Source organism: Vibrio pomeroyi (assembly GCF_024347595.1).
GTDB lineage: Bacteria > Pseudomonadota > Gammaproteobacteria > Enterobacterales > Vibrionaceae > Vibrio > Vibrio pomeroyi.
Window position 1 is genome coordinate 920470 of sequence record NZ_AP025506.1, and the last position, 21110, is coordinate 941579.

A 21110-nucleotide genomic window follows, 5' to 3' on the forward strand; every position below is an offset into this window, starting at 1 on the left:
GGTAATTATGTATTTTGAATCTTTGAGTGATTTCTTTGCAATGGGGGGCTACGCCTCATATGTATGGAGTGCATTTGGAATCACATTCCTCGCGATGATCATCTTACTGGTAGTAAGCGTTCGTCGTGGTAAGCAATTACTAAATGAAGTACAAGCTAAGATTGATCGTCAAGCTCGTATCGATGCAGCAAAAAATATGGAGAACACTCTATGAACCCAAGACGCAAAAAGAGGCTGGGCATTGTCTTAGCGATCTTTTTTGGTATCAGTGCGACTGTTGGATTGATGGTTTACGCACTTAACCAGAACATGGATCTGTTCTACACGCCAACTGAGCTGGTTAACGGCAAAGACGGTAAAAAACCTGAAGTTGGTCAACGCCTACGTATTGGTGGCATGGTCGTAGTCGGCTCTGTAAGCCGTGACAATGAATCACTACGTGTAAGCTTCGATTTGGCGGATGTAGGCCCTAAAGTAACAATTCTATACGATGGTATCCTTCCTGATCTTTTCCGTGAAGGCCAAGGTATTGTTGCTCAGGGTATCCTTAAAAATGCAACGACAATCGAAGCGTTTGAGGTGTTGGCAAAGCACGATGAAGAGTACATGCCTTCTGAAGTTGCGGAAGCAATGAAGAAAACCCATGAGCCTTTGCAATACACGACTGAACAAAAAGAAGGAAATGCTCAATGATAGCCGAGATCGGCCATTTTGCGATGATCCTATCCTTGGGATTAGCATTGCTGCTCAGCGTGCTCCCACTGTATGGAGCCGCTCGAAATAACACATTATTGATGAACAGCGCACGACCATTGTCGTGGGGTATGTTCGGATTCTTAGCGATTTCGTTCTTTATCTTGTGTTACGCGTTTTACACAAATGATTTTACGATTCAATACGTAGCAAGTAACTCGAATAGCCAACTGCCTTGGTACTACCGAATTACTGCAGTTTGGGGCGCTCACGAAGGTTCATTGCTGCTTTGGGTTCTAATCCAAGCGGGTTGGACAGTTGCTGTTGCGACGTTTAGCCGCGGTATGCCTCAAGAGTCTGTGGCTCGCGTATTAGCTATCATGGGTTTGATTACTGTCGGCTTCTTGCTGTTCATTATCGTAACGTCTAACCCGTTCCTACGTACGCTGCCTTTCTTCCCTGTTGATGGCCGTGACTTGAACCCTCTATTGCAAGACCCGGGCTTGATCATTCACCCACCAATGCTTTACATGGGTTATGTAGGTTTCTCGGTAGCGTTCTCTTTTGCGATCGCTTCTCTAATGAGCGGTCGTTTAGATACGGCATGGGCTCGTTGGTCTCGTCCTTGGACAATCGCTGCTTGGTTATTCCTAACTGTAGGTATCGCACTAGGTTCTTGGTGGGCTTACTACGAACTTGGCTGGGGTGGCTGGTGGTTCTGGGATCCAGTAGAAAACGCTTCATTCATGCCTTGGTTGGCAGGTACTGCATTAATGCACTCACTTGCGGTAACCGAAAAGCGTGGCACATTTAAAGCTTGGACAGTATTGCTGGCTATCTCTGCATTCTCGCTAAGCTTACTAGGTACATTCTTAGTTCGTTCGGGCATCTTGGTATCGGTTCACGCGTTTGCGTCGGATCCTGCTCGCGGTATGTTTATCCTTGGCTTCCTAGTCTTCGTTATCGGTGGCTCACTGCTGTTGTTTGCTGTGAAAGGCGCATCGGTTCGTGTTCGTGGTAACTTCGATCTGGTTTCTCGTGAAAACGCGCTGCTTGGTAACAACATCCTATTGATCGCTGCCCTAGTGGTTGTGTTAGTAGGCACGCTGTTACCTCTAGTTCACAAACAGTTAGGCTTGGGCTCGGTATCTATCGGTGCTCCATTCTTTGACATGCTGTTCTTCTGGTTAATGATTCCGTTCTCGTTCCTGCTTGGTATCGGTCCTCTGATCCGCTGGAAGCGTGACAACCTGTCTAAGCTTATTAAACCAATGCTGATTTCTGGTGCATTCTCACTTGGCTTGAGTGCGCTAATGGTTGCTCTATTGGCTGACCGCTTCAGTGGTACTGCATTTGCTGGTTGGGTAATGGCATTCTGGATCATCTTCATGCACGGTTTTGAACTGCATGAGCGTGCGACTCACCGTCATACGTTTATGAAAGGTCTAACTAAGTTGCCTCGTAGCCACTGGGCGATGGTGTGTGGTCACATCGGTTTAGCGGTAACCGTGATTGGTATCGCAATGGTGCAAAACTACAGCATCGAACGTGATGTTCGTCTGGCACCTGGCGAAAGCTACCAGCTTGAAGAGTACAGCTTCCTGTTCACAGGCGTTCGTGACAAAGACGGTCCAAACTACGATGGTTACATTGCTGACTTTGAAATAACTAAAGAAGGTAAGTACATCAACACGCTTCACGCGGAAAAACGTTTCTACACTACTGCTAAGTCTATGATGACAGAAGCGGCGATTGACCGTGGCGTAACTCGTGACCTATACATCGCAATGGGTGAACGTTTGGACGACAACAAGTCTTGGGCTGTTCGTATCTACTACAAACCGTTTGTACGTTGGATCTGGGCTGGTTCTTTGATTATGTCGATTGGTGGTGCTATTGCTATCAGTGACCGCCGTTACCGTTTCCGTAAGCCAACCAAAAAGTCGGCTCAAGAGCAGGAGGCTTAATTAGAATGAACAAGAAGATTTTATTCATTCCTTTGATTGCGTTCATGGTTCTAGCTGGAATCTTTGCAACGCAATTGATGCGCAACCAGTCGGGCGATGACCCGACTAAGCTTGAATCCGTATTGATTGGTAAGCCTGTTCCTGAGTTTGACCTAGAAGATCTAGAGCAACCAGGTAAGCTACATGACCAAGCAATCTTTAAAGGTGAGCCGCTGCTTCTTAATGTGTGGGCGACTTGGTGTCCTACTTGTTATGCAGAGCACTCTTACCTGAACAAGCTCGCTGATCAAGGCGTTAAGATTATTGGTCTTAACTACAAAGATGATCGCAACAAAGCGGTTGGTTGGTTAAATGAGCTAGGCAACCCGTATCTAATCAGTCTTTTTGATGGTAACGGTATGTTAGGTCTAGACCTTGGTGTGTACGGCGCTCCTGAGACTTTCCTAATTGATGCTAACGGCGTCGTTCGTTACCGTCATGTGGGCGACGTGAATCCAACCAACTGGGCATCGACGCTTGAGCCGATGTATCAAGACTTGTTGGAGGAAGCGAAATGATTAAGAAGGCACTGATTACTCTATTTGCAACGTTTGCGATTTCAGCGACAGTTTCTGCTGCACCTATCGAGTTCCATGAATTTGATAACGTCGACCAAGAGCAGCAGTTCAAAGAGTTGAGCAACACGCTTCGTTGTCCTAAGTGTCAGAACAACACCATTGGTGATTCGAACGCTGAACTGGCGGTCGATCTACGCCAAAAAGTGTACGAGATGACAAAGGACGGTAAGTCGAAGCAAGACATCATTGATTACATGATTGCTCGCTACGGTAACTTCGTTACTTACAATCCACCGCTGACACTAGCAACTTCAATCCTTTGGGTTGGACCATTTGCTGTGGTTGTGTTTGGATTTGGTTTAATCATCTTACGCAGCAGAAAGTCAAAATCGAAAGCGGCAGTAGAGTCAGATAAAGACTGGGATGCAGACAAAGAAGCACGTTTAAAAGCGTTACTCGATGAAGAGAACGACGGAGACAAACAGTAATGACTCTATTTTGGATTTCTACCATTATCCTTTCGCTAGCGGCAATTTTCTTAATTGTTCTGCCCTTCATTAATAAGAAGGCGAACAACGATGAAATGCTTCGCGACGAGTTGAACAAAGCATTCTATAAAGATCGTCTAGTTGAGCTAGAAGTAGAAGCAGAGGAAGGCCTTGTTGATAACCAGCAGGAGCTGATCGCTGATTTGAAACAATCTCTGCTTGATGATGTTCCTGCGCAAGAAGAGATGAAGAAGACTCACATTTCAACGGTTGGTGTGGTTGTACCGTCGATCATTCTTGTCGTTGTTGTGACTTATGGTATGTACTTTAAATTTGGTGCATTAGACAAAGTTCAACACTGGCAAGAAGTGAGCTCGAACCTTCCGGAATTGTCTAAAAAGCTAATGTCATCAGAAGGTGGCGCGTTAACGGATGATGAACTGGAAGATTTGACGCTAGCGCTGCGTACTCGTTTGCACTACCAACCTGAAGATTCGACGGGTTGGTTGCTGCTTGGTCGTATTGCTTTGGCTAACCGCGACGCTGAAACAGCAAAAGATTCTATGGAACGAGCGTACAAGCTTGAGCCTAAGAATGAAGATGTTCAGTTAGGTTTCGCACAGGCACTGATGCTTTCTCCTGATGAAGCAGACCAAAACCAAGCTCGTCTGCTTCTGAGCCGTTTGATTCAAAACGATTACGTTGACCTTCGTGTGTTCTCATTGCTAGCGTTCGATGCATTTGAGCGTCAAGATTACCCAGGTGCTGTGAAGTACTGGAGCATCATGCAACAGATGATTGGTCCACAAGACAGTCGTTACGAAATGCTTTCACGCAGTATCGAAAGTGCTCAGCAAAAAATGGGCAACGCCATGGGCGTTGACCAAGGCAAGACTGTTGCTGTAACACTAGAGTTATCTGGTGATGTGAACGCGGATCCAAACTCAGTGTTGGTTGTTTCAGTGCATCGAGCTGATGGCTCTCCAATGCCTGTTGCTGCTGCTCGTTACCCATTAGGTACTTTCCCTCGCACTGTTGTGCTTGATGATGGCAACAGCATGATGGAAGGCCAGAAGCTGTCTAGCCTTGAAACTCTGATGGTTAGAGCTAGGCTTGATACAGATGGTAACGTATCAACTCGCGACGGTGATTGGTACGGTGAAAGTGAAGTGGTTGAATTGGGTGCCCCAGTGACTATGGAAATCAATAAGCAATATTAATCATCACTTTGCATAGGTGTTAGCTATTCCGATTTGTTTATAAACGGTATAGACTTAGCCAAACAATTGAGGCCAGCGATTGCTGGCCTTTTTTATTATTTGAATTCCTTATGGAAAAGGTGATATGTCTGTCAGTGTCTTAAGACTCTCGAGTTTACTCTTTATCGCAAGCTTGACGGTGGGCTGCTCTAGCGCACCAGATGAGAGCGTTAACGATGATAATCTCGAAACCTCTGAATACGTCGAAGAATCCCACCCCAATGATCCTTTTGAAGGTTTCAACCGAGCGATGTGGGATATCAACTACGAATATCTAGACCCTTACTTGGTTCGTCCCGTTTCTCTTGCTTATGTTGACTACACCCCTGTACCGGTTCGTTCTGGTATCTCCAATTTTCTAGCCAACTTAGACGAGCCATCAAGCATGGTGAATAATCTCATTATGGGCAATGGCGAGAAAGCACTCGACCACTTTAACCGCTTTTGGATTAACTCAACTTTTGGTTTGTTAGGCTTGATCGATATTGCCAGCGAAGCAGGGATCACCAAATACGATGACAAGTCGTTCTCTGATGCGATTGGTCATTATGGAGTAGGGAACGGACCGTACTTTATGGTGCCGGGTTATGGTCCATTAACAACACGTGAAGTGACTGAAACCGTCGATGGTTTGTATGTACCTTTGTCCTTCTTGAACTTCTGGGCTAGCCTAGGCAAGTGGGCATTTGAGGGTATGGAAACTCGAGCTCAGTTAGTATCGCAAGAAGCCTTGTTAGATGACTCTCCGGATCCATACGCTTTAACGCGTGATGTTTATATTCAACGTCGTGACTTTAAAGCGGAGATTGAACCTGAAGAGGTTGATCTTGATGAAGAAGACTTCATTGATGGCTATTTAGAAGATTACTAAATAGAAGCCCCTGAATAACAGGTAAAAGAAAGGCTCGATGTTGGAAGCAACATCGAGCCTTTTTAATGTTTGTGACTTTAAATTAAGTCAAACAGATTAGAAGCGGTAGTTAGCTTGGATACCAATTAGCCAGATGCTACCTGTTACTTCACCTTCGAAGTCACCACCAAATGGTGCAGAACTTGCGTCATCTTCAACCATTTTTGCATCTTTCGCTAGGATGTAAGTGAAGCCAGCATCTAGAGTTAGTTGCTCAGACCACTGGTAGCCAGCACCAACACTCAACCAAGTACGGTCTGTTTCTGGAATAGTTGCCGTGCGGTGCTCTTCGCTTACCGCTGATGTGTCATATGCGATACCAGAGCGTAGAGCTAGTTTAGGTGTCATTTGGTAAGTAGTACCTACAGCAAAGCGGTAGTTGTCTTCCCAGTTTTCTTGCTTGATATCTTGAGTTCGCGCAGGACCAAATTCAGGGATATCAGCCACTAGCTCTTTAAAGCTGCTCCAGTTAGTCCAGTTCACGCTCGCATGCACAGCGACTTTATCTGATAGTTGATGGAAGCTTGCAAGTTCGGCGGTAGCTGGTAATGCTAGTTCCATTGAGCCGTTGTATTTTGACTTCACTGGAGAGCCTAAAGCACCAGCAACAGCATCAAAAGCGACACCGTTAGCGTGGCCCTCAAGCGTTAGGTCTACTTCTGATTTGTAGGTAAAGCCTAGGCGGTTGTTTTCATTGATTTGCCAAGCTGTACCCACTTGCCAGCCCCACGCTGTGTCATCACCTTCCATGTATTTTAAAGCTGTACCTTGAGGGATCTGAACTAGAGAGTTCGCAGTAGATACTGCCCCAAAGCTACCTTCAGCCATGATGTAACGAATACCACCACCGATAGATACGCTTTCAAGTACTTGGTATGCAGCGTTTAGGTTCAGCTCCATTGTGGTAACGCTTGCTTCGTTACCGTGGTTTGCGCCACCAAAGTCTTTACCTAGGTCTGTTTCCATGCCGTAGTTAGTGCCCGCAGCGAAACCTAAAGCAAACTTTTCGTTGTACTTATGAGAAACATAAAAGTTTGGGATAACTGCACTGTGTGCAAAATCACTAGAATTTGATGAGGTCGTTTTGCCCATCATAGACGTAGAAGTACCGTCGATATCAATGTTTGGGTCAACATAGATAGCACCAACAGAAACTTGAGTGCCTTCTAGGTAAGTTAGCATTGCAGGGTTACGCCATTGTGCGTCAGCACCGTCAGCCATTGCTGCTTCACCAGCGTATGCACGGCCAAGACCTGTTGCAGAGTATTCTGCTAGCTGAAAACCTGCCGCTTGAGTTACGGTAGAAGTCGAAAGTAGTCCAACTGCCACTGCAGCAGATAGAAGTGTCTTATTCATTTTCATTATTATGTTCGCTGAATCATAAGTATTTAGTGGCGTGATTCTACTTTTAGAGTCATTACTTTAAAAACGAAATTCGAATAAAACAGTGTTTTAGGGATTTAATGAGTAATTGTGGCTAATTATTAGGTAAATAGTCTGAATGTTTCGGCTGTGTTGCGAAATTTGAGCGTACACTTGTAGTCATATATTGACCTTGCAGGCTACAGCTGTAAGCTTAAATTGAGATTGGTCAGTGGTTTAGGCAATAAAAAAGGGTCGCATAATGCGACCCTTTGGGGATTACTTATTAGCTTATATTAGAAGCTACGGCTGTACTGCAGACCCATTAGGATTGCATCTGCACGAGTTGTTGCTGAAATTGACGAAACAACAGAAGTTGATTCATTAACTTTAACATCGTCGCCCATTAAGTATGTGAAACCAAAGTCTACGTTTGACGCTTCGTTGATGTGGTATGTGAAACCAGCTGAGAACCATTGGCGATCTGAATCTGGAACCGAAACTGAAGTGACTTCATCTTGTGCACTTGTGTCATACATGTAGCCGGCACGAAGTGTCCAATCGCGATTCATGTAATATGTACCACCTAGAGAGTAGTGCATACCATTCTGCCATTCGTAATTGTTTAGAACACCTGCTTTGTCTGCTTCTAGCTTGTCAAATGAGCTCCAACCAATCCATTGCACTGAGTAATGAACTGCGAATTTAGTATCTTCAATCTTGTGGAAACCAGAGAACTCAACCATATCAGGTAGAGGCATATGAAGGGTATCATCTTTATATTCAGTGCCTTGGTAGCTGATATCGCCTTCAGCTTCAAGCTTCGGAGAGTAGTGGTAAGCCAAACCAAAACGGTTATTTTCATTTAACTCGAAAACAGTACCAAGGTTAAAGCCCACAGCCCAACCATCCGCTTCAGCATCAAGAACTGTTTGACCTGCTTGTGGCAAGCCTGGGATTGGCGGAGTATTAACTTCCGAGCTCATTGTTCGTTTCAGTTCACCTTTACCGTAAATAAGGTCAAGGCCTGCACCAAAGCTCCACTGTTTGTTTAGACGGTATGAACCAGCTAAACCAAAGTTAACACTTTTTACATCTGTTAGGCCGCCGTATTCACCACCCACATAGCTATCGCTGAATTCAGTTTTTGTACCGAAGTTAGAATAAGCATTTACACCCCATGCAAATTTATCATTTACTGGAACGATTAGATGAATGTTTGGTGCAATCGAAGTATCGCCAGCATCGTCATAGTCAGCATTGCTAGAATTACCGCCCATGAAGCCTGTGTAAGTAGCATCCTTAACTTCAATCATAGAAGTGATGCTTTCAAAACCAAGAGAAAGCTCAGTTTTGTCAAATAGTGCCATTGCTGCAGGGTTACGTGCCATTACTGACGCGTTATCTGCGATTACTGCATCACCAGCGAAAGCACGGCCGATGCCGGTAGCTGATTGTGCGTTAAGTTGGAAACCTGCTGCCATCGCTTGCGAAGACGCCAGTGTAATTGTTACTGCTAAAAGAGACTTTTTAAACAGACGCGTGTTGTTGGTAGTCATTCATTTATTCCTTTATATATCCGCCTCTACAGGGCGATTAATTTGAGCAATTGCTCAATGGTGGCTGATCCTATTCGGAAGTATACGATATACAAATCCGACCATTGAGAAATTTGAGTGGAAAATTATGGAAATGACGCCTATCTGGCACGAAAATGGTGGGAAATGCTACTTTTTAGAGTTTTAACTCTAGAGTTATTGGTTATGTGAATGGATTTGGTGTTTATTTATAAATAAAGCCCAGCAATATCAAGAGTATAATTGCTGGGCCTTTAATGACGGGGCTTTGAGAGCGAATTAGCCCATTGGTTTGATCATTTTGGTGAGCTTTTCGGCGATCTTAGAAACGTCCTCTCCATCTTCACCGACAAGGATCAGACTGCTGTCATCGATCGGAGTCACCGAACCAGACATACCTTTTTCGTCAAAGTCGACCGGTTTGTCTGTTGGAATCCCAGTTAAGAACAGCGTGACTTTGCCTTTTTCACCTTGGAAGACCATGTGCATGGCGTTCGACTTACCAAAACCGCAATGGTTCAAGTAATAAACGTGATAGGGGAAAGCTTCGTCAAACTGAAAAGCAAAGGGGTTCATCTTGGCATTGATCTGTTGCGATGTGACCTGTTCATCAAGTCCACTAATAAAGCTCTTTTCATCAACAACGTGCTTCATTGCCGTATCAGCTAAGCTTGCTTGTGCTGGAGAGACTAATGCATTTCCCCAATTCACTTGGCCAACTAATAAGCCTGCAACAAATGCTACTGAGGCTGCCATTGCCATTGCTCGCCTAGCAAAAGTAGGCCTTACTACTTTGCTTTCTTCGCTTGAGGTCTGATTGAACAGAATACGATCAGCAAGATCGTCTGGCACATCCACATTCATCGCAGAGTGGATCTGTTTATCAAGCGCTAGTACATCGTCTAAGAAGTTACTATTGGCTTCGCTATTCGCGGTCGCATCAACAATATCTTGTGTACGTTGTTTAGGTTCCGACAATACACGACGACGAAATTCCAAATCATCCATTATGTTGCCCCCTCTCTGCCTCTTCTGTATCCAGCATCTCTTTCAATTGATTTCGAGCTCTGAATAAACGTGTCATCACCGTGTTTTTGTTGAGTTCGAGAATATCGGCAATCTCATCACCACTAAAACCACCAATCACTTGCAAGAAGAGAGGTTCACGGTAATCAATTTCAAGTTTCATGATCTGGGCTTGCAACCACTGATGCTGATGGTGCGGGTCATCACTGACACTAGCATCGTTACCGTGATCGTCTATATCAACCAGATCAAACTGTTTGCGTTCAAAACGTCGAGCGTTCTCGCGCCTCAAGATGGTAATCAGCCAAGATTTAGCGGCTTTTTCATCTTGAAGGCTATCAAGTGACTTCCATGCACGAAGGCAAGTTTCTTGAACTAAGTCTTCGGCAATGCTTTTGTCTTTGCATAACCAATAGGCGTAGCGAAAGAGGTCACGATGATAGGCACGCACGAGTGCTTCGTATTTTCTTTGTTTGTCCATATCAGAGTTGACCGGACGCTTGGCTGTTTTCTTTCCAAACATTTTTATTATTGACACACGAGCCTCCATAATTGCTCTGCGTATAGCTGTCCTCTATACGTTGTGCTTCGTTTTTATATTCTGTTTCGTTTTTAGAGCTAACGATCGGCAGGAAATCGTAAAATCACATTAAAATTGATCTACTTCAAAATCTAAGGCCTCGAACCCGTTATAGTACACCTTGTCGTCTAGTTAGTCATTCGTGGCTAGCATGTTGAGCAAGACGACACTTCCTTTTGAAGGCTGACTTTACTTTCTCCTAATCAGGAAACTGATTATTTCAATTGGCGTCAAGTTAATTGCTTTATACACATTCCGACCACACAGCTTTGTGTGGTTTTTTTTTGCCTCAAGAAAACCAATCCCTACAAAGCGATAACAGTATTTGCTTACAATAGTTTAGTCTCTTACGACAACCTTACCCCCAAAAAGGTTCGCCTGAATGTGCAGTTATATTTTCAAACAGTGAGATACTCGTATCACGTTTATTTAAACGCTCGTTTGATTTAATTAACAACTTCTTTACAATGCTTCAGGTCAGACCTCTTAACTTTAAGGAGAAACCATGGGCAAACAGGAAGTCAAAACGCGTTCTGGAGAACGTGTTGCCGTTGTCGCTGGATTACGAACCCCATTCGCTCGTCAGAGCACAGAATTTAGTCAAGTGCCTGCGGTCGACTTAGGCAAAATGGTTGTGAGCGAAATGCTTGCAAGAACTGATGTCGATCCTGCGCTTATTGAACAAGTCGTCTTCGGCCAAGTTGTTCAGATGCCAGAAGCACCAAACATCGCGCGTGAAATCGTGTTGGGCACAGGCATGGACATCAATACCGATGCCTACAGTGTGACCCGAGCGTGTGCGACCAGTTTCCAAGCGGCAGTCAACGTTACTGAAAGCATTATGGCGGGCACGATTGATGTCGGCATTGCAGGTGGTGCGGATTCGTCTTCAGTATTGCCAATCGGTGTTTCGAAAAAGTTAGCGGCAAATTTATTAGCGCTGAGTAAAACCAAGACCATGGGGCAAAAGCTGAAGATTCTTAAAACCCTTTCAGTGAAAGACCTTATGCCAGTACCGCCAGCTGTTGCTGAATACTCGACTGGTTTATCCATGGGTCAAACCGCTGAACAGATGGCGAAGACGCACGGTATTACGCGCGAAGCTCAAGATGCACTTGCCCACCGTTCTCACTCTTTGGCTTCTCAAGCATGGAAAGAAGGCAAGATTAAAGACGAAGTGATGACTGCATTCCCAGCGCCTTACAAAAAGTATCTAGCGGAAGACAACAACATTCGTCACGACTCAACGGTTGAAGGTTACGCGAAGCTGCGTCCTGCATTCGACAGAAAATACGGTAGTGTAACGGCAGCCAATGCAACGCCTCTGACTGATGGCGGCGCTGCGGTTATGTTGATGCGCGAAGGTAAAGCGAAAGAGCTAGGCTTAGAAGTGCTTGGTTATATTCGTGGCTATGCGTTCTCAGCAATCGGTGTTGAAACAGATATGCTGATGGGGCCGACTTACGCGACTTCGCAAGTATTGAAGAACACTGGCCTAGAGCTGTCAGATTTGACGCTGATCGAGATGCACGAAGCATTCGCTGCACAAGTGCTGGCGAATGTGAAAATGTTTGCAAGTGACGAGTTTGCTCAGAAAAATCTTGGCCGCGATAAAGCGATCGGTGAGATTGATATGGAGAAGTTCAACGTACTGGGCAGCTCTATTGCTTACGGACACCCATTTGCTGCGACTGGTGCGCGCATGATGACTCAAACATTACGTGAACTGAAACGTCGCGGTGGCGGCTTGGCACTGAACACAGCTTGTGCTGCTGGTGGTTTAGGTGCAGCAATGATCTTGGAGGTAGAATAATGTCTACGACTCTTGATGCAACAACAGAAAAAGAAACAGTCGCTCAACCAGATTCAACGTCTGCGACTGAATCAACCAAAAAGAAAGCAACCGCATTCTCTCTTAATATCGATGACCAAGACATTGCTTGGCTAGCGATCGATGTACCGGGCGAGAAAATGAATACGCTACAAGCCGCCTTTGCTGAAGAGATGAAAGCGATCTTTGAGCAGTTAAAAGAGAAGCAAAGCCGCGTTAAAGGCCTAATCGTTCATTCTCTTAAGCCTGATAACTTTATCGCTGGTGCTGATGTGCGAATGCTGGATGCGTGTAAAACCGCTGATGAAGCGCAGTCTCTAGCTCGTCAAGGTCAGGAAATGTTCCAAGCGCTGTCTGATCTCCCTTACCCAGTCGTCGCAGCAATTCACGGCCCATGCCTTGGTGGCGGCTTAGAGCTCGCACTAGCATGTGACTACCGTGTATGTACCGATTCCGATAAGACACGTCTTGGTCTGCCAGAAGTACAATTAGGCTTACTACCAGGTTCTGGTGGTACGCAGCGTCTGCCTCGTTTGATTGGCTTGCTACCATCGCTCGATCTGATTCTCACCGGTAAACAGCTTCGTGCTAAGAAAGCGAAATCGCTTGGTGTTGTGGATGCTTGTGTCCCTGATACTATTTTGCTTGAAGTGGCGAAAAGCTTCGTTGAAAAGAATACGGGCAGCAAAAAAGGTAAACGTCTAGCGTCTAAAAGCCAAGCTTCAACCAAAGAGAAACTGATTTCGCGTAATGGCCTTGGCCGTAAAGTGATTTTTGAACAAGCGTCGAAGAAGACCAATCAGAAAACACGTGGCAACTACCCAGCGGCAGACGCGATTCTTGATGTGATTCGTTATGGTCTAGAGAACGGCTTTGAAAAAGGCCTTCAATATGAAGCGAAGCGTTTCTCTGAGTTAGTAATGACTTCTGAATCAAAAGCCCTTCGTTCAATCTTCTTTGCAACCACTGAAATGAAGAAAGAACACGGTGCAGATGCAGAACCGAAAGCGGTTAAGCGTGTTGGCGTTTTAGGCGGCGGTCTTATGGGGGCAGGTATCAGCCATGTCAGCGTAGCTAAAGCAAAAGTACCAGTCCGTATTAAAGACGTATCAAATGAAGGTGTGCTGAACGCACTTAACTACAACTACAAGTTGTTCGATAAGCAGCGTAAGCGTCGTATTCTGAGCCGTGCTGACCTTGAAAGTAAGATGCTTCAGCTTTCTGGTGGTATCGACTTTACGAGTTTTAACCACACTGACGTAGTGATTGAAGCGGTGTTTGAAGACCTTGACCTTAAGCAGTCGATGGTTGCAGACATTGAAGAAAATGCTAAGCCAGAGACGATCTTCGCGACGAATACATCTTCGCTACCAATCCATAAGATTGCGGAGAAGGCGAAGCGACCAGAAAATGTGGTCGGTCTTCACTACTTCAGCCCTGCTGAGAAAATGCCGCTGGTTGAAGTTATTCCTCATGAGACAACCTCAGAAGAGACTATCTCGACTGTAGTGGCATTAGCGAAGAAACAAGGCAAAACACCGATTGTTGTTAAAGATACTGCCGGTTTCTATGTGAACCGTATTCTTGCTCCGTACATGAATGAAGCGGCACATCTGCTATTGGCAAATGAGCCGATTGAAAAGCTCGACAGCACGTTATTGGACTTCGGTTTCCCTGTTGGCCCAATTACCTTGTTAGATGAGGTGGGTGTAGATATCGGAGCTAAGATCATCCCGATTCTGGTTAATGAATTAGGCGATCGTTTCCAAGGTCCTGATGTGTTCGACATTCTTCTGAACGACAACCGTAAAGGCCGCAAGAGTGGTAAGGGTTTCTATACCTACAAAGGTAAGAAGAAGGAAGTCGATAAGTCAGTTTACAAACTGCTTAAGCTACAACCTGAACCTAAGCTAAGTGATAACGACATCGCAATGCGTTGTGTGTTACCTATGCTCAATGAAGCGGTTCGTTGTCTAGACGATGGTATTATCCGTAGCCCTCGTGATGGCGATATTGGTGCTATTTTCGGTATCGGTTTCCCTCCATTCTTAGGTGGTCCGTTCCGTTATATGGATCAAATCGGTATTAAGTCACTGGTTGAGATGATGAATGACTTCGCTAAGAAGTACGGCGATCGTTTTGCGCCATGTGATGGTCTACTGACACGAGCTGGCTTGGATGAGTCTTTCTACAAGTAACTCTCTAGTTCGCTAATTATTAAGCCCGTATCAAGCCATTGATGCGGGCTTTTCTGTTTAATGGGCGAGTGAAAGGAATGAGATTCCCAACTCGGTCGTTCCTCTCTCTCTCGGTAATGACGGTCGAAAGTAAGCTATTGCGTTGATAAGAACGGCGGTCAAACACATCTCAATCAAAACTACCGTCATCTCCTAAAGCGACGAAGGAGCGCAATAGGAGATCTGCTTTTATGTTCGACCAATAAAAAAGGTTGATGCTTTCACATCAACCTTTGATTTCTAAAACACCCTTATCAACCAAGCTCAGTATCTTTCGGGCGCAACTGGAACTCGTCAATAGAGCCTATTTCCACACCCGCCGACAGCTTATCTTCTTCCTGATGCGCATTACCGTGCGCGTGCATAATCAGACGGTTGGCCGTGCGTGGTTTCAGTTGGCTAACCACAAAACGCATCATGTCAGAGCGAGTGAGCCCCTTGAGCTCTTCAAGCACACGCTCTCTCTGGTTGAACTCCACATCCTTATTGCCAATCGCAACCCATAAGCGCTGAGCACGACCTCGCAAAGTCGTATCGGGAGTTGAAATCTGATTCCAGAGACCACGTTTACTGCTGTGCCATTGATAATCGTTAAGCTCCAATAACACCATGTAAAAGGCATTAAGGAACTCATCTATAGAGGCTAACAAGTCTGCCGGAGCTGCATTGGGAGACTGCACGTACAACACAATACCTGGGTGTCGGTTGAGTGGCATGTTGCCAGTGCCGACCATGTAGCCCAGTTGTTGTTTAGTACGAATCTCATGGAAGAAAGTGGCCGACATTAAGTGGTTAGCGAGTGAGTACAGCGCGATATTTTGAGGTGAAATATCAGGACATTGGTAATAAACCACGATCGCCGAATCATCTTGATTACAGACGACTTCACGTTGGAAGCTGCCGTTTTCACCCAGCATAATTAACGGTCGCAGTGACTCTTCATAAGCTTGGTCTTGAACACGTAGGGCATCTTTTAGTGTTTCTGCCATCTTATGTGCAGCGGCTTTTTTCCAGTCGCCATACACCAACATTTCAACATGAAGTTCAGCCAAAATAGATTGAACGAATGAAGATAACTCATCGACTTCAATCGTCTCTAGCGCTTCAATCAACACCGCATAAGGAGGGTTGTTGGGCTGTAAGATGCCTGTCATTGCATTAAACAGTTGCGAAATAGGACGATCTTGCGACGCGTTATTCCAGTTTCTTAGCAATTGATGCTTAATTGTTTCGAAGCGTGTTGGACTAAAGTCGCGTGCTTGAAAGCGTTCAAGGATCATATTGAGCAATTGTGGCTGCTTTTCGCTGAATCCAGACAGAGTCAGTGTGACACCACCTTGGTGGGTATACATGTTGTAACCCATACCTGCAATTTCAGCCTGATACGTATCTTTCTCCAGAGAATCTAAGAACATCTCTACACATAAGCGTGTTTTGACGATGTTCCTAGGGCTAGCGACCGAGTGCGGGCTATCAATAGCGATATACACCACACCTTTCGGAACTCGAAATTGATGGTCTTGCAGGTGCCACAGCTTAAAGCCGTCCAACTCTTCTAACAGTTGTGGATGTTTAGCGTCGCCTTCGAGTTCTGCCGGATCTAAGTCATAGCAAATAAACGGGTTTTTGCTTGGAAGCTCAAACTGCCAACCGGGATTGATGCACATAAAGCATTGGGTTTGCTCTGAGCTAAAAGGTGTCACAGAGTAGGGCGTAAAGTACCATTTCGCTTCTCTGTCATACTCGAAACCTTGGGCAACAATGGTCGCGCGCATATTGTCGACGGTTAAGTAGGGAAGCAAAGAGCGTTGTAATTCGTCATCGAAATGCGACATCTTATAATCGCCATACACTACGTCTTGTTCTTGGTAGTGCTGCATGTTGATCACCAGATGACTCACGACATCAAGTGGTCTTGCTGGTTCTTGAAAGCGGAAAGCTGACTCTAAAACGGCGCGCTTTTCTAGATAGCGCCACTCCTCAATACCTTGTTGTTCAATCAACTTGATGTACTGAAATACTGCCTGGATGATGTTATCGGTTTTGGTTAAACCTTCGATGGTCAATGAGCAACTGACTGTGAAATCACGATAGTTGCTGCCGCTTGCGCCGCCACCTGCTGAGAGAGAAGTAATCCAACCTTTCTCTTTCAACTGCATCATCAAACTGCCTTCACCTTCATAACCTAAAAGGTGTGCAAAGAACGACAGTGGCTTAACGCCGTAGTGCTCGTCCATGCTTGGCATAGGGAAGGTTAAGATGAGTTTACGTACTTCTTTTATCGGCTCAACGTGCACTTGAACGCCAGTGCTTAATTCGCCAACAATCGGTACTTCAACCTTTTTTCCTTGCAGGTTGTGATTGGTAATCGAGCTAAAGCGATCCTCAACCCAGCCTTGCATTTCATCTAAGGATTGATTGCCAGACAGCGTCAGCGTCATCAGGTCTGCAGAATATTGTTGCTGGTGGAACGATAGGATCTCTTGTCGAATCGTCTCGCCATTTCTGTCGCCCAACGTATCGATATTACCGACAGAAAACTTCGAGAATGGGTGATTGTGGTTCACCAGTTCTTTGGTAACTTGGTACAAGCGTCGCGAATCGTCGTTGAGTTTCATCTTATATTCTGAATCAACGGCTTGGCGTTCTTTATCTAATGCTTCTTCGTTGAACAGGGGAGCAGTGAAAAATTGGCTGAAGCGATCGAGTGCGGTTTCAAACGCATTCAATTCAACATCAAAAAAGAAGCAGGTGTGCTCTGTTCCCGTCCAAGCATTGTTACTACCACCATGTTGGCTGATAAAACTTTGGAACTCTCCGACCTTTGGATACTTTTCAGTTCCCAAAAATAGCATATGCTCTAAGTAGTGAGCTAAACCCTCTCGGTCTGTAGGGTCATCAAAGTGCCCCACATTAACGGCTAATGCGGCTGCTGCTTTTTGAGCATTTTGGTCCTGAACTAACAGTACGCGTAACCCGTTATTTAAGGTTATGTAACGGTATTGATGTTCATCATTTGGGCTTAAGTGCACAGGAGCATCTCCAGAGAAGGTGGTTTTTAAATTATGTACCCGATGATTCGGCGTGCAAACCTTGTAATCATATTTTGGGATATGAAGTGCTTTTTGGCGATTTCTAAATCACTTTTATCGATTTTTATCAGTAATTTATTTTCTTTTAACAAGATTGTTAAGAAAGTCGAACTCTTTGGCAAGTGACTTGATATAATTATTTATATTGACTGCGGTTTCTCTGGATTGAGAGCCAAACCTAAGTAGCGTTTCGCTGATATATGGGATATATCGACTTTCGACATGTTACGAAGACAGGATTGAACATGAAAATATTCATTATGCGCCACGGTGAAGCAGAACATTTTGCGGACTCGGATGCAGAACGAGCGTTGACCAAGCGCGGGAAAATGGCTTCTCTTGCAGTGGCACAAGCTGCAAATGAGCAGGGGATTAGTCAATTCGATAAAGTGCTGGTGAGCCCATATTTAAGGGCACAAGAAACGTGGTTAGAGATCTCTCAGGCGTTTTCTGGTACGAAAGTAGAAACCTGTGATGATATTACGCCTTATGGAATGTCCGACGATGTGTTTGATTTGACCTTGGCAATGGCTGAAGTAGAAAAACTAGAGACCATTTTATTTGTTTCTCATTTACCTCTAGTGGGCTACCTAACAGCAGAGTTTGCAACTGGTATGGCTCCGCCGATGTTCCCAACGTCTGGCCTAGCCTGCATCGATTTTAACCTTGAAACACAAAAAGGTGAGTTGCTTTGGAACATCAATCCATAGTGAAGGTGAAGGCAACCTTTTAATTGGAAGACTAAAGTGAAAAGGGCATCTCAATGATTTGAGATGCCCTTTTTGTTTTTGGTGATGGAGTGATTCGCAAACCAGCATTACTTCTCAGGAATCGAGAGCAGTACCAACAACGCACCGTTACCGCCAAATTCTAATGGCGCTTGGTGAAAAGCCATCACGTCTGGGTGCTGTGCTAACCACAAAGGCACTTTCTGCTTAAGGATGTGTTTGCCAATGCCGTGTTGAACGCAGGCACACGCCACACCTTCTTTAATGCAGTGCGCGATCATCGCGCCAAGTTCGCGTTTGGCTTCTTGCTGAGTCATACCATGCATGTCTAGATAGACATCTGGAACATAAACACCACGACGCAGGCGCTTCACCTCATATTTAGAGACATCATCACGCGCATAACGTGTTGGCCCGTCTTCGCTAAGGTGCGGAATGAACTCATCCGAGAAATAAAACTCGCTATCTCTCGCTTGTCTTGCCGTTCGAGTAATTTCTTTTTGCTTGGCATTTCTTTTTGGCTGCTGGACTATGGTATCCTGTTGCAACTTTTTAACGCCCTTTACTGCATCGTTGAATAGGGCGAAATCGTCATCGAAGTCGGTGTCTTTTTTGCTCATCAGGTTATGAATTCTAATTAGAAACGTAATTAGCAGTATTGTAGCGCTTTTCGGAGACAATTTTGGATAAGATTTTTGTAGAAGAAGCGGTATCAGAACTACACACGCTTCAAGATGTGATTCGTTGGACTGTTAGCCGCTTTAACGCAGCTGGCCTATTTTATGGTCACGGCACTGATAACGCGTGGGATGAGGCAGTACAACTTATCTTACCTACTCTTTATCTGCCGATTGATGTTCCTTCGCATGTAATGAACTCTCGTCTAACGAGCAGCGAACGTCTGCGTATCGTAGAGCGTGTGATCAAGCGTATTAATGATCGTACACCAACGGCTTACCTGACCAACAAAGCTTGGTTCTGTGGCCTTGAGTTCTTCGTTGATGAGCGCGTTCTTGTGCCTCGTTCTCCAATTGGTGAGCTGATCGAAGCTCAATTCCAACCTTGGTTAACTGAAGAGCCAGTTCGTATCATGGATATGTGTACGGGTAGTGGTTGTATTGCTATCGCTTGTGCGCACGCATTCCCAGATGCTGAAGTAGACGCGATTGATATCTCTACTGACGCACTTCAAGTTGCTGAGCAGAACGTTCAAGATCACGGCATGGAGCAACAAGTGTTCCCAATCCGTTCAGATCTTTTCCGTGATCTGCCGAAAGAGAAATACAACCTGATCGTATCTAACCCGCCTTACGTGGACGAAGAAGATATGAACAGCCTGCCAGACGAGTTTACTCATGAGCCAGAGCTTGGCCTAGCAGCTGGCACTGACGGTCTGAAATTGGTTCGCCGTATCCTAGCTAACGCACCAGACTACCTAACTGATGACGGTATTCTGATCTGTGAAGTAGGTAACTCAATGGTTCATATGATGGATCAGTACCCTGAGATTCCATTCACTTGGATTGAATTCTCGAACGGTGGTCACGGTGTATTCATGATCACTCGCGAGCAGCTAGTGGCTTGCGCTGACGAGTTCTCTATCTACAAAGACTAGGTAATGACGGCTAGTTTTAGCCTAGTACTTGGTAAGACGTTCTATTTAAAACGTTTAATTTAAACGCCATGCAGCAATGCATGGCGTTTTTTATTGCCTTAGTTTTGGGGTTAAGTCATCAACGCAGGATAAATAATGTTCAATATTTAGTTGCCTAATATGAATAGCTATTACATATTGGTGGCTAATGTTTAGCCGTTTTAGTGAGTTAAGGAGAATTCGCGATGAGCTTTGATACATGGATTTATTATTTGTTGGCAGTACTGATTTTAACGGCATCGCCGGGCCCAAGTTCTTTATTGTGCATGACCAAAGGTGTGCAATCGGGTTTTAAATTATCAATATTTACTGCGCTGGGCAGCTTAACGGCGATCACCGGAATCTTAACGTTATCGTTCACCGGTTTAGGGGTGATCATAGCTTCATCGGAAGTGGTGTTTAATGTCATTAAATGGACAGGCGCTGCGTATCTTATCTATCTTGGCTGGAAGTCTTTAAGTTCTAACCAGCAAGATTACGACGATCTATCCAGTCAACAAACCGATTCTCAACTTGTTAAAGAAAGCGCGGTGCAACACTACTTAAGTGGTTTTATTGTTGGCGCGAGTAACCCGAAAGCGATCTTGTTTTTTACCGCACTTTTCCCTCAGTTTATCGACCCGTCACTCGCTTTGCTTCCCCAGTTTGCGGTGTTTGCTTTAACCTTTGCTGTGATGGAGTTGTCTTGGCTATTGGTGTACGCGTATTTAGGTGCGAAGTCGTCAAACTGGCTGTTTGCGAAAGGCAGAGCTAAGGTTTTCAATCGTGTTACAGGTGGCGTGTTTATTGGTGCTGGCGCGCTGCTTTCGACGACAAGCCGAGCATAAATTTTTGATTTATCAGAGGGCTGAATAGTTACAGAAAATTCTTAATGCTGTCATAAAAGGTTAATATTAATGTGCTTGCTGCTTTTGGTGAAAAGCCGATATATTGTAGTTACACCATCACGTTCTCAAGGAGAGACATATGCAGCATCAAGAAATGATACAACACAGTAACTTTGGCGTTATCAGCCGCACTTGGATTTTCTCTACCCTTTCTCTAGTGGGTATTCTTGCTCTAATGTAGTCAGCTTAATGGCTCTATATTTTCAGTTTTTATTATGAAATCACTTGTTAAAAAGTCTTCAAAGTCAGAACTCTTTATCTC

At 44.9% G+C, this 21110-nt stretch carries 18 protein-coding genes; 12 read left to right on the top strand and 6 right to left on the bottom strand.

What is annotated here, in order from left to right; genetic code table 11:
* Positions 1-7 precede the first annotated feature (7 nt).
* The 7 genes from ccmD to OCV12_RS04195 all read left to right on the top strand — a co-directional run bounded on the left by ccmD (position 8) and on the right by OCV12_RS04195 (position 5835).
* The gene (ccmD, locus tag OCV12_RS04165) at positions 8-214 is read left to right on the top strand and encodes a heme exporter protein CcmD (RefSeq protein WP_009848525.1); all 207 of its coding nucleotides are present in this window, start codon (positions 8-10) and stop codon (positions 212-214) included.
* Positions 211-693 carry a cytochrome c maturation protein CcmE gene (gene ccmE / locus OCV12_RS04170; RefSeq protein WP_261885410.1) on the top strand — a complete coding sequence of 161 codons (483 nt, stop codon included), beginning with the start codon at positions 211-213 and terminating at the stop codon, positions 691-693. Before ccmD ends, ccmE begins: the two co-directional genes overlap by 4 nt.
* Positions 690-2660 carry a heme lyase CcmF/NrfE family subunit gene (locus OCV12_RS04175; RefSeq protein WP_261885411.1) on the top strand — a complete coding sequence of 657 codons (1971 nt, stop codon included), beginning with the start codon at positions 690-692 and terminating at the stop codon, positions 2658-2660. Before ccmE ends, OCV12_RS04175 begins: the two co-directional genes overlap by 4 nt.
* A gap of 5 nt (positions 2661-2665) precedes the next feature.
* Positions 2666-3217, top strand: coding sequence for a DsbE family thiol:disulfide interchange protein (locus OCV12_RS04180; protein WP_017631754.1), 552 nt, complete (start codon positions 2666-2668; stop codon positions 3215-3217).
* Complete coding sequence (locus OCV12_RS04185; protein ID WP_132762565.1) at positions 3214-3705, top strand: cytochrome c-type biogenesis protein; 492 nt, start codon at positions 3214-3216, stop codon at positions 3703-3705. The genes OCV12_RS04180 and OCV12_RS04185 overlap by 4 nt, the downstream gene beginning before the upstream one ends.
* Positions 3705-4925 (top strand): c-type cytochrome biogenesis protein CcmI, encoded by a 1221-nt coding sequence (gene ccmI, locus OCV12_RS04190; protein WP_261885412.1) that lies wholly within the window; start codon positions 3705-3707, stop codon positions 4923-4925. The genes OCV12_RS04185 and ccmI overlap by 1 nt, the downstream gene beginning before the upstream one ends.
* Positions 4926-5049: 124 nt before the next feature.
* Positions 5050-5835, top strand: a complete 786-nt coding sequence (locus tag OCV12_RS04195; protein ID WP_048664289.1) for an MlaA family lipoprotein — start codon at positions 5050-5052, stop codon at positions 5833-5835.
* 96 nt (positions 5836-5931) lie between these two features.
* Here the strand turns inward: OCV12_RS04195 and OCV12_RS04200 are convergent, their stop codons facing one another.
* The 4 genes from OCV12_RS04200 to OCV12_RS04215 all read right to left on the bottom strand — a co-directional run bounded on the left by OCV12_RS04200 (position 5932) and on the right by OCV12_RS04215 (position 10362).
* A complete protein-coding gene (locus OCV12_RS04200; protein ID WP_261885413.1) occupies positions 5932-7236 on the bottom strand; it encodes an outer membrane protein transport protein in 1305 nt (434 codons plus the stop codon).
* 296 nt (positions 7237-7532) lie between these two features.
* Positions 7533-8795: an outer membrane protein transport protein gene (locus OCV12_RS04205; RefSeq protein ID WP_102320197.1), complete on the bottom strand. Its 1263-nt coding sequence runs from the start codon at positions 8793-8795 to the stop codon at positions 7533-7535.
* A gap of 297 nt (positions 8796-9092) precedes the next feature.
* Positions 9093-9821, bottom strand: coding sequence for a DUF3379 domain-containing protein (locus tag OCV12_RS04210; protein ID WP_261885414.1), 729 nt, complete (start codon positions 9819-9821; stop codon positions 9093-9095).
* The gene (locus OCV12_RS04215) at positions 9814-10362 is read right to left on the bottom strand and encodes a sigma-70 family RNA polymerase sigma factor (RefSeq protein WP_060468192.1); all 549 of its coding nucleotides are present in this window, start codon (positions 10360-10362) and stop codon (positions 9814-9816) included. The genes OCV12_RS04210 and OCV12_RS04215 overlap by 8 nt, the downstream gene beginning before the upstream one ends.
* Before the next feature lie 562 nt (positions 10363-10924).
* Here OCV12_RS04215 and fadI point away from each other — a divergent pair.
* Entirely contained in the window at positions 10925-12232 is a 1308-nt protein-coding gene (gene fadI / locus OCV12_RS04220) for an acetyl-CoA C-acyltransferase FadI (RefSeq protein ID WP_048607862.1), read from the top strand.
* Positions 12232-14448, top strand: a complete 2217-nt coding sequence (gene fadJ, locus OCV12_RS04225; protein WP_261885415.1) for a fatty acid oxidation complex subunit alpha FadJ — start codon at positions 12232-12234, stop codon at positions 14446-14448. Before fadI ends, fadJ begins: the two co-directional genes overlap by 1 nt.
* Positions 14449-14741: 293 nt before the next feature.
* Here the strand turns inward: fadJ and OCV12_RS04230 are convergent, their stop codons facing one another.
* A complete protein-coding gene (locus OCV12_RS04230; RefSeq protein ID WP_261885416.1) occupies positions 14742-17519 on the bottom strand; it encodes an insulinase family protein in 2778 nt (925 codons plus the stop codon).
* Between the two features lie 305 nt (positions 17520-17824).
* On the opposite strand from OCV12_RS04230, the gene sixA reads away from it, so the two are divergent.
* A complete protein-coding gene (sixA, locus tag OCV12_RS04235; RefSeq protein WP_017633129.1) occupies positions 17825-18289 on the top strand; it encodes a phosphohistidine phosphatase SixA in 465 nt (154 codons plus the stop codon).
* Between the two features lie 107 nt (positions 18290-18396).
* Here the strand turns inward: sixA and smrB are convergent, their stop codons facing one another.
* Positions 18397-18927: an endonuclease SmrB gene (smrB, locus tag OCV12_RS04240; protein ID WP_261885417.1), complete on the bottom strand. Its 531-nt coding sequence runs from the start codon at positions 18925-18927 to the stop codon at positions 18397-18399.
* 62 nt (positions 18928-18989) lie between these two features.
* On the opposite strand from smrB, the gene prmB reads away from it, so the two are divergent.
* On the top strand, positions 18990-19922 hold the full coding sequence (gene prmB, locus OCV12_RS04245) for a 50S ribosomal protein L3 N(5)-glutamine methyltransferase (RefSeq protein ID WP_017633131.1): 933 nt from the start codon (positions 18990-18992) through the stop codon (positions 19920-19922).
* 224 nt (positions 19923-20146) lie between these two features.
* Positions 20147-20788, top strand: coding sequence for a LysE family translocator (locus OCV12_RS04250; RefSeq protein WP_261885418.1), 642 nt, complete (start codon positions 20147-20149; stop codon positions 20786-20788).
* The last annotated feature ends 322 nt before the right edge of the window (positions 20789-21110 follow it).